Annotated in this window: 9 protein-coding genes; 4 read left to right on the plus strand and 5 right to left on the minus strand. The window is 66.3% G+C overall.

The features are described 5' to 3' along the window. On the minus strand, nt 1-145 hold a 145-nt coding region (locus WCJ52_RS09395), incomplete at its 3' end, for a class I SAM-dependent methyltransferase (protein WP_336903053.1). A gap of 110 nt (nt 146-255) precedes the next feature. On the opposite strand from WCJ52_RS09395, the gene mutM reads away from it, so the two are divergent. The 4 genes from mutM to dnaA all read left to right on the plus strand — a co-directional run bounded on the left by mutM (nt 256) and on the right by dnaA (nt 4,188). Further along, nucleotides 256-1,116 (plus strand): bifunctional DNA-formamidopyrimidine glycosylase/DNA-(apurinic or apyrimidinic site) lyase, encoded by an 861-nt coding sequence (gene mutM / locus WCJ52_RS09400; RefSeq protein WP_336903046.1) that lies wholly within the window; start codon nt 256-258, stop codon nt 1,114-1,116. Nucleotides 1,117-1,185: 69 nt separating this feature from the next. Next, on the plus strand, nt 1,186-1,962 hold the full coding sequence (locus WCJ52_RS09405) for an enoyl-CoA hydratase (RefSeq protein ID WP_336903047.1): 777 nt from the start codon (nt 1,186-1,188) through the stop codon (nt 1,960-1,962). 110 nt (nt 1,963-2,072) lie between these two features. After that, nucleotides 2,073-2,342 carry a 30S ribosomal protein S20 gene (gene rpsT / locus WCJ52_RS09410; protein WP_336903048.1) on the plus strand — a complete coding sequence of 90 codons (270 nt, stop codon included), beginning with the start codon at nt 2,073-2,075 and terminating at the stop codon, nt 2,340-2,342. 403 nt (nt 2,343-2,745) lie between these two features. Next, nucleotides 2,746-4,188 carry a chromosomal replication initiator protein DnaA gene (gene dnaA, locus WCJ52_RS09415; protein WP_336903049.1) on the plus strand — a complete coding sequence of 481 codons (1,443 nt, stop codon included), beginning with the start codon at nt 2,746-2,748 and terminating at the stop codon, nt 4,186-4,188. 9 nt (nt 4,189-4,197) lie between these two features. Here dnaA and WCJ52_RS09420 read toward each other — a convergent pair whose 3' ends face one another. The 4 genes from WCJ52_RS09420 to truB form a co-directional block, all read right to left on the minus strand. Further along, nucleotides 4,198-4,737, minus strand: a complete 540-nt coding sequence (locus WCJ52_RS09420; protein ID WP_336903050.1) for a DUF2087 domain-containing protein — start codon at nt 4,735-4,737, stop codon at nt 4,198-4,200. Between the two features lie 243 nt (nt 4,738-4,980). Continuing rightward, nucleotides 4,981-7,125 carry a polyribonucleotide nucleotidyltransferase gene (gene pnp / locus WCJ52_RS09425; RefSeq protein ID WP_336903051.1) on the minus strand — a complete coding sequence of 715 codons (2,145 nt, stop codon included), beginning with the start codon at nt 7,123-7,125 and terminating at the stop codon, nt 4,981-4,983. A 224-nt stretch (nt 7,126-7,349) separates the two neighbouring features. Next, nucleotides 7,350-7,619 carry a 30S ribosomal protein S15 gene (rpsO, locus tag WCJ52_RS09430; RefSeq protein ID WP_336903052.1) on the minus strand — a complete coding sequence of 90 codons (270 nt, stop codon included), beginning with the start codon at nt 7,617-7,619 and terminating at the stop codon, nt 7,350-7,352. A gap of 19 nt (nt 7,620-7,638) precedes the next feature. After that, nucleotides 7,639-8,568, minus strand: a complete 930-nt coding sequence (truB, locus tag WCJ52_RS09435; RefSeq protein WP_336903054.1) for a tRNA pseudouridine(55) synthase TruB — start codon at nt 8,566-8,568, stop codon at nt 7,639-7,641. Between the last annotated feature and the right edge of the window lie 27 nt (nt 8,569-8,595).

Below are 8,595 nucleotides of genomic sequence, written 5' to 3' on the forward strand. Positions count from 1 at the left end.
TCGCGTCCTTCCAGAGCCGGTGTACGCCCGCGCTCATCACGTCGTTCATCAGGTCGTAGCGGCTTGCGACACGGTCGAAGACGCCCCGGACGAGGCCGGGCTTCTCGCGGGGATCGACGTCCCGGAATCCGAAGGTCGCGCTCATGCTGGGCTCTTAGAACGCCGGAAGCTGGCGGGAAAGCAGCTTCGCGTGATTCCGAAAGTGGGCCCCGCCGCCTGGTTGCCCCTTTGGCCGCTCCATGCGACGCAGACACCATGCCTGAACTGCCGGAAGTCGAAACCGTCCGCCGGGGCCTTGCGCCGGTCCTCGAGGGCGAGAGGCTGGTCCATGTGGAGGCCCGCCGGCCCGATCTTCGGTTTCCCTTTCCCGAAGGCTTCGTCCAGCGTCTCGTGGGGGCGAGGGTCACGGGATTGAGGCGCCGGGCCAAGTACCTGCTTGTGGACCTGGACCGGAGCGAGACCCTGGTCTCCCACCTGGGCATGAGCGGCCGGTTCCGCATTGAGGGGCCCGCTGCAACCGAGCCTGGCCGCTTCCACCGTGCATCCGGCGACGACCCCCGGCACGACCATGTGGTCTTCGAGACGGAGTCCGGCGGGCGGATCGTCTATCACGATCCCCGTCGGTTCGGCTTCATGGGGCTCATCCCTACGGATGCGCTCGGGACCCATCCCTGGTTCGCCGCCATGGGCCCCGAACCCCTGTCCGGTGACTTTGACGGCGGCCGTCTCGCCGCGGTCTTCCACGGCCGCCGGCAGGGGCCCAAGACGCTCCTGCTTGACCAGCGCACGGTGGCGGGCCTCGGGAACATCTATGTCTGCGAAGCCCTGCATGCAGCGCGCATCTCGCCCTTCCGCCCGGCGGGTCGCGTGTCCCGGCCGCGGCTGAATCTGCTGGCGGGAACGGTCAAGGCGGTGCTGGCACGGGCCATCGAGGCCGGGGGCTCGACCCTACGGGACTTCGCCGCCGCCGATGGGGCCCTGGGCTATTTCCAGCACAGCTTCCGCGCCTACGACCGCGAGGGCGAGGCCTGCACAAACCCGGGCTGCGGCGGGGTGATTCAGCGGCGGATCCAGGCCGGGCGCTCGACCTTCTGGTGTCCCGCCTGCCAGCGGTGAGGCCACCGGCCCCTTGGCGGCTCGTCCCCGTCCCCCTAAAGGACGGCAGGATGCTTGCGGGAGTACCAGATGGCCTATGAGACCCTGATCCTTGAACAGCACGACGCGGTCGTGCTGATCCGCCTGAATAGGCCGGAGGCCCTCAACGCCCTGAACAACCGCCTGCTCGCTGAACTTTGCCAGGCCCTGGATGCGGTGGAGGCTGATCCTGAAGTGCGCTGCCTGGTCCTCACCGGGTCCGACCGGGCCTTCGCAGCCGGGGCCGACATCAAGGAGATGTCGGACAAGTCCTATGCCGATATGTTTTTCTCGGATGTCTTCGGCCCGGCGGCGCGCCGGATCGAGGCCCGCCGCAAGCCGATGATCGCCGCCGTCTCCGGCTACGCCCTTGGCGGTGGATGCGAGCTCGCCATGCTTTGCGACTTCATCATCGCCTCTGAGACCGCAAGGTTCGGCCAGCCCGAGATCAACCTGGGCGTCATGCCCGGGATTGGAGGCACCCAGAGGCTCACCCGCCTGATCGGCAAGTCCAAGGCGATGGACATGATCCTGACGGCCCGGATGATGGATGCAGCCGAGGCCGAGCGTTCGGGCCTGGTGTCCCGCGTCGTCCCCGTCGACCGCCTGGTCCCCGAGGCCCTTGAGGCCGCCGCCCGCATCGCCGGCCAGTCCCCCCTCGCCGTGATGATGAACAAGGAACTGGTCGACGCAGCCTACGAGACCACCCTCTCCGCGGGGGTGGCCATGGAGCGCCGGCTGTTCCACTCGCTGTTCGCCTTCGAGGATCAGAAGGAGGGGATGGCGGCCTTCATCGAAAAGCGGACGCCGGCATTCCGGGGACGCTGAAGACGCACAGCCGCGCATTGACCCGCCGGACGCCTTCCCGTATATCCGCGCCTCCGATTTCGGCTGGCGTCCCGGGTGGGGCGCTGGCGAACCGCATTGAGAGCTGAAGCATGGCCAATAATCCCGGCGCCCGGAAGGCAGTCCGCAAGATCGTCCGCCGCACGGAAGTCAACAAGTCGCGCCGGTCGCGCGTCCGCACCTTCCTGCGCAAGTTTGATGAGGCCATCGCCTCAGGCGACCTCACCGAGGCAAAGACGGCCTTCGTGGCGGCAGAGTCCGAACTGATGCGGGCGGTGTCCAAGGGCGTCGTCCATCGCAATACGGGCTCTCGCAAGGTATCGCGCCTGGCGGCTCGCCTGCGAAAGGTCGCCACCGCCTGAGGCGGTTGGCCCATTTCGGGTCGTTTCAAACTAGAACACTGAATTAATTGAGGAAAAAGCCCCGCCTTCGGCGGGGCTTTGTCGTATCCGAACAGGGGGTACACGGACATGTTACCGCTCTGAAATGTCCCGAAATGCACCGTGAAAACCGCAGGGCCTTAAGGAATTTGGCTTTCTCAGAGTCAACGAAAATATCCGCAAAAGCGGCAAAGAATCTCCGTTGACCGGCCCCTTTCGGGGGCTAGTGTTGGGCTCGTAAAGCGTTTTTCCAAGCGACCTCGAGACTAAAAAACAGCTGTTGGGACCTCCGTGTTCCGCAGCACGGGGATGCTTTTGCGCAGTATTGAAGTGGTCTCCGGCGCCCCTGGCGCGGAGGCCTCTAGTGGGTCAGGACGGACGGAATATGGCGAGCGGGGGCGGGAGCGGGTCCAAGGATGGCGTGTCTGGAGAAGCGTGGAGCAAGACCTGCCAGATTCTCCGCCACGAACTTGGTGAGGCCACGTTCGGCTCCTGGCTGAGCCAGGCTTCCTTGCGCGAGCAAGAGGGTGGAGGCGTCTGTCTCGTGGCCGCCACAGGCGTCGCCCGCGACTGGATCCGTCGTAACGCCTGGAGGCGGATCGGCGAACTCTGGGCGCAGAATGACCCCAAGGGCCGTAGCCTCGCCCTGAAATCCCGCATGGAGTTCGAAGACCAGGGGCCGGCTCCCGCCGCGACGCCCCGCGCCGCGCAGGCTGCCCGCCCCGCGCCCGAGGTCCGGCAGTCCGAGGCGGAGATACCGTCGCCCCGTCCGACGCCGTCTGTCGCTCGCCAGCAGGGCCTGCAGGACCGCTTCAGCTTCGACAGCTTCGTGCCCGGGCCCTCCAACGAGTTCGCCTTTGCCGTCGCCCGCCGGGTCGCCTCCTGGGCGGACGGTCATTTCAATCCCGTCCTCTTCCACGGCCCTTACGGCTTCGGGAAGACCCATCTCCTGAACGCCCTGGCCTGGGAGGCCATGCAAACGGGCGGAGAACGCCGTGTGGTCTACCTGACGGCCGAGCGCTTCACCTCGACCTTCGTCCGGGCGATCCAGGACCGGCAGACCGCAGCCTTCAAGGCGGAACTCCGCAATGCGGACCTCCTGCTGATCGACGATGTCCAATTTGTCGCTGGCAAGCCGACGACGCAGGAAGAGCTCTTCCATACCCTCATTGCCCTGATCGAGGATGGACGGCGGGTCGTCCTGACAGCCGATCGCTCTCCCTCCGAGCTTTCGGAGATGGATCCGCGTCTCAGGTCTCACCTCCAGTCGGGCCTGGTGTGCGGGATCGAGCCTGCGGATGGTGCCCTGCGTCTGGGCATTCTTGAGCGGAAGCTGGCCGTGCTCGCCCAGGCGGGAGAATTCCTGCCCTCGGCTCGCGTTGAGGTCCTCCAGTTCCTCGCCGACCGGTTCACCGACTCCGTCCGGGAGCTTGAGGGTGCCCTGAACACCCTGGTGGCGCGGGTCGGCGGCGACATCGCCCGCCTCGGGCTCGACGAGGCCCAGGCCATCCTTCGCCCGCATCTGGCCTGTAGCGAAAAGCGGGTGACGGTCGACCAGATCCAGAAGGCCGTGGCCGAGCATTACGGTTTGAGTCAGGCGGATATCATCTCCGAGCGACGGGCCCGCGTCGTCGCCCGTCCCCGGCAGGCCGCCATGTGGATCGCCAAACAGATCACCACCCGGTCCCTGCCCGACATCGGTCGCCGGTTCGGAGGGCGCGACCACACCACCGTCCTCCATGCAGTCCGTCGCATCGAGGCGCTCAAGCAGGATGATCCGGTCCTCACCCGCGACCTGGACACCATCATCCGCAAGCTGCGCAGCTGATCTCCGTCCTCAGGCTGGCCTAGCGCCAAGCCGGCGGATGAGGGCCAGGGCCTCGGGTGGCGGCGGCTGCTCGATCCTCCGGTAATCCCGGCAATCCTCGGTGCGCGACACCAGGCCCGCATGGACCATCGAGCGGCGCAGCAGGGCGGGATCGCCGATCCGGCTGATCGCGTTGAGCCTCTGATTGAACCCGACCTCCGAATAGACGGTCTCGGAGGGTATCCGTGACCAAAGGCCCCACAGGGCCAGCAACTGCAGGGAGGTCTTCGCCGGCCAGGTGGCAAGGCATCCCTCGGTGTCGAAATGGCGGGCGGTGCGCTCGACCTGGGCAAGATTCGGCTCCGGACCCTGTAACGGGTTCAGCGGTGCGGCACCGGTGGTGGTCCGTGCCCGGAACTGCTGGAAGTTCCGGTCGCCAGCCCCCCGGGCGAGCATGTTCAGCATTTCGACATGGCCGGGCGGTTCCGTCCGGGTGGCGAGCTGGTCCCGCAGGGACCGGGCCAGGGCCGAGATATCGTCGACCGCAAAGGGCAGGAAGGTTCTGGGCATCACGCGTCCTCGTGCTGCGCCTGGCCCGGGAGGGCGGTGTCGGGGTCGCCGGCTTCGACCTGGCGCGGAATGAGAGCGGCAGGGTCTGATCAAGTCTAGCTTCGCAGGTCTAGCTCCCCTGACGGGGCGGCGACGCCTGGGTGAACTGCGGACCCGACTGCGACCCTACAGCCACCTTGCGGTCATGAAAAGGGCGGCCGGATCGCTCCGGCCGCCCCTGAAGTCCTGGACCTGGAGGTCCGATCAGCCTTCGACGTCCGCTTCGGCGCCTTCTTTCTTGGACAGGTCCTCGCCCGTCTCCTGGTCGACGACCTTCATCGACAGACGGGTCTTGCCCCGGTCGTCGAAGCCGAGAAGCTTGACCTTCACAGACTGGCCTTCCTGCAGGACATCGGAGACCTTGTTGACCCGATCGCTTGAGATCTGGCTCACGTGGACCAGGCCATCCTTGGCCCCGAAGAAGTTCACGAAGGCGCCGAAGTCGACGATCTTCACGACCTTGCCGGTGTAGATGGCGCCCAGTTCGGGCTCCGAGGCGATCGACTTGATCCAGTCGCGGGCCGCGTCGATCTTGGCCTGGTCGGGCGCGGCGATGCGGATGGTGCCATCTTCGCCGATGTCGACCTTGGCGCCGGTTTCGGCGGTGATCTCGCGGATCACCTTGCCGCCCGAGCCGATCACTTCGCGGATCTTGTCCACCGGGATCTTGATGGTCTCGATCTTGGGCGCGAATTCCCCGAGCTCAGCGCGCGGGGCCTCCATGGCCTTGGCCATTTCGCCCAGGATGTGCTGGCGGCCGTCCTTGGCCTGTTCCAGCGCCTTGCGCATGATCTCCTCGGTGATCCCGGCGATCTTGATGTCCATCTGGAGGGAGGTGATCCCGTCCTCGGTCCCGGCCACCTTGAAGTCCATGTCGCCGAGGTGGTCTTCGTCGCCCAGGATATCGGAGAGGACCGCGAAGCCGTCCTTCTCGAGGATCAGGCCCATGGCGATGCCGCTGACGGGCTTCTTCAGGGGCACGCCGGCGTCCATCAGGGCCAGGGACGATCCGCATACCGATGCCATGGAGGAGGACCCGTTGGACTCCAGGATCTCGGAGACCAGGCGAATGGTGTAGGGGAACTCGTCATGCGGCGGCAGCATGGGACGGATGGCCCGCCAGGCCAGCTTGCCGTGACCCACTTCCCGCCGCCCGGGGGCGCCCATCCGGCCGGTCTCGCCGACGCTGAAGGGGGGGAAGTTGTAGTGCAGCAGGAAGCGCTCGTAGTACTTGCCTTCGAGGACATCCATCATCTGCTCGTCGTCGCCGGTGCCCAGGGTGGCGACCACCAGGGCCTGGGTTTCGCCGCGGGTGAACAGGGCCGAGCCGTGGGCCCGGGTCAGGACACCCACCTCCGAAACGATGGGGCGGACCTTGTCCACCGTCCGTCCATCGATGCGGATGCCCGTCTCGATGATATTGCGACGGACGACCTCAGCCTCGAGCTCCTTCAGCACGCCGGCCAGCTTTTGGCTGTCAGCGCCGGTCGGGTTGGCGTCGGACTTGGCCAGGGCGGCCGAGGCCTTGGCCTTGGCCAGGCCGACGGCGTCCTGGCGCTGGCCCTTGGCGACGATCTTGTAGGCGGCGGCCATGTCTGCGCCCACCAGCTTCCGGGCCTCGGCCTTCAGGGCCTCGGTGTCGTCGGCGGTGAACTCGAAGGGCTCCTTGGCGGCATGCTCGGCCAGCTCGATGATCGCGTCGATCACCGGCTGCATGGACTTGTGGGCAAAGGTCACGCCGCCCAGGACCACTTCTTCGGAGAGCTCCTGGATTTCGGACTCCACCATCATGACCGCGTCGCTGGTTCCAGCGACGACCAGGTCCATGGCCGATTCCTTCATCTGGTCGAGGGTCGGGTTGAGGACGTACTCGCCGTTGATATAGCCTACGCGAGCGCCGCCGATCGGCCCCATGAAGGGGGCCCCGGACAGCACGAGGGCGGCTGAGGCCGCCACCAGTGCGACGATGTCGGGATCATTCTCGAGGTCGTGGGCCAGAACGGTGGTGACCACCTGGACCTCGTTCTTGAAGCCCTCGATGAACAGCGGCCGGATCGGACGGTCGATCAGGCGCGACGTCAGGGTTTCCTTCTGGCTCGGCGCGGCTTCGCGGCGGGGGAAGGAGCCGGGGATCTTGCCTGCGGCGTAGTACTTCTCCTGGTAGTTCACGGTCAGGGGGAAGAAGTCCTGCCCGGGCTTGGCGGTCTTGGCGAAGACAGCGGTGGCCAGCACCATGGTCTCGCCGTAGGTGGCCAGAACCGAACCGTCGGCCTGGCGGGCCATGCGGCCGGATTCGAGGGTCAGCGTGCGACCGCCCCACTCGATGGTTTTTCTCTTGATATCGAACATTTTGGCTTCTTTCTTCTCCCGCGGGCGTATTCCCAGCGGGGACGGACAGGGCGTCGGACGACCGAAAACCTCTCCAGGAACGACAGACGCGGTGAGGATTTCCTTGGAACCCCCGACTTAGGACGAAGGCCCCTGAATGGGCCTTCGCGCACCACCAATAGTCCCCCGGCCTGTCGCGGGGGCGGCGGTGAAAAAACCGAAGCCCCCTGTCGGGGGCCCGGGAACTAGCGGCGCAGGCCGAGCTTCTCGATGATCGCCTGGTAGCGACCTGCGTCAGAGGCCTTCAGGTAATCCAGCAGACGACGGCGTTGCGACACCATCTTCAGCAGGCCCCGACGGGAATGGTTGTCTTTCTTGTGGGTCTTGAAGTGCTCGGTCAGGTTGAAAATCCTTTCAGAAAGGATGGCCACCTGGACTTCCGCGCCTCCGGTATCACCTTCGGAGCGGCCGTGCGTCTTGATGAGATCGGCCTTGCGGTCCAGCGTAATCGACATCGTGTAGTCTCCGCTCTGGTCAGAGGTGAAAGACGCGTACGGGTTCGAGCCGTCCCATACGCATCTCGCAGAGCGCCACCAGCGAACCGCCCGCCAGGGCTGAAACCGTCCGGTCGCCGGCGGGAAGCCGGGCCTTCAGGTCTTCAACCTGTCGGGGAACGAGAACGATGGGTCGTCCCTGCTTGAGCTTGAAGGCGTCTTCAGCGGTCACGGCCAGCACCGGGATGTCGTCCAGGGCGGTCTCGACCGGAAGCAGGGCCTCCAAGAGGCGCGCCTTATGCCCCAGATCCTCAAGGGTTTCCAGCGTAATCGCCCGGGCCTCCGAGAAGGGTCCCACCCGGGTCCGCCTCAGGGCGCTGACATGACCACAGGCGCCGAGGCGTTCGGCCAGATCCCGGACGATGGCGCGGACATAGACGCCCTTGCCGCAATCGATCTCGATGTCGACATGGTCGGCGTCCGGGGCGCCGGTCACGCAGGCCCTGTGGATCACCACCCGGCGGGAGGCCAATTCCACGGTCTCGCCGGCCCGGGCGAGGTCGTAGGCGCGCTGGCCGGCCACCTTGATGGCGGAAAAGGCCGGCGGAACCTGATCAATTTCACCGACGAAGCCTGGCAGGGCGGCTTCGGTCTCGGCCAGGCTGGGCCGCACGTCGGAGGCGGCCGAGGTCTCGCCCTCAAGATCCAGGGTGGTTGTGGTCCGGCCCCAGGCGATGGTGAAGCGGTAGGTCTTCCCGGCGTCCATCATGAAGCTGACGGTCTTGGTCGCCTCGCCCAGCGCAATGGGCAGGATACCGGTCGCGAGGGGATCGAGGGTCCCTGCGTGTCCTGCCTTCTGGGCATTGAACGCCCGGCGGATCCGCCCCACCGCCTGGGTAGAGGTCAGGTCGTAGGGCTTGTCCAGGCAGAGCCATCCCGAGATCGCCTCTCCCGTTTTTCGCCGTCCCATCAGGCTTCGCCGTCGGCGTCGGCGTCG

The sequence above is a fragment of the Phenylobacterium sp. genome, assembly GCF_037138395.1.
Classification (GTDB): Bacteria; Pseudomonadota; Alphaproteobacteria; order Caulobacterales; family Caulobacteraceae; genus Phenylobacterium.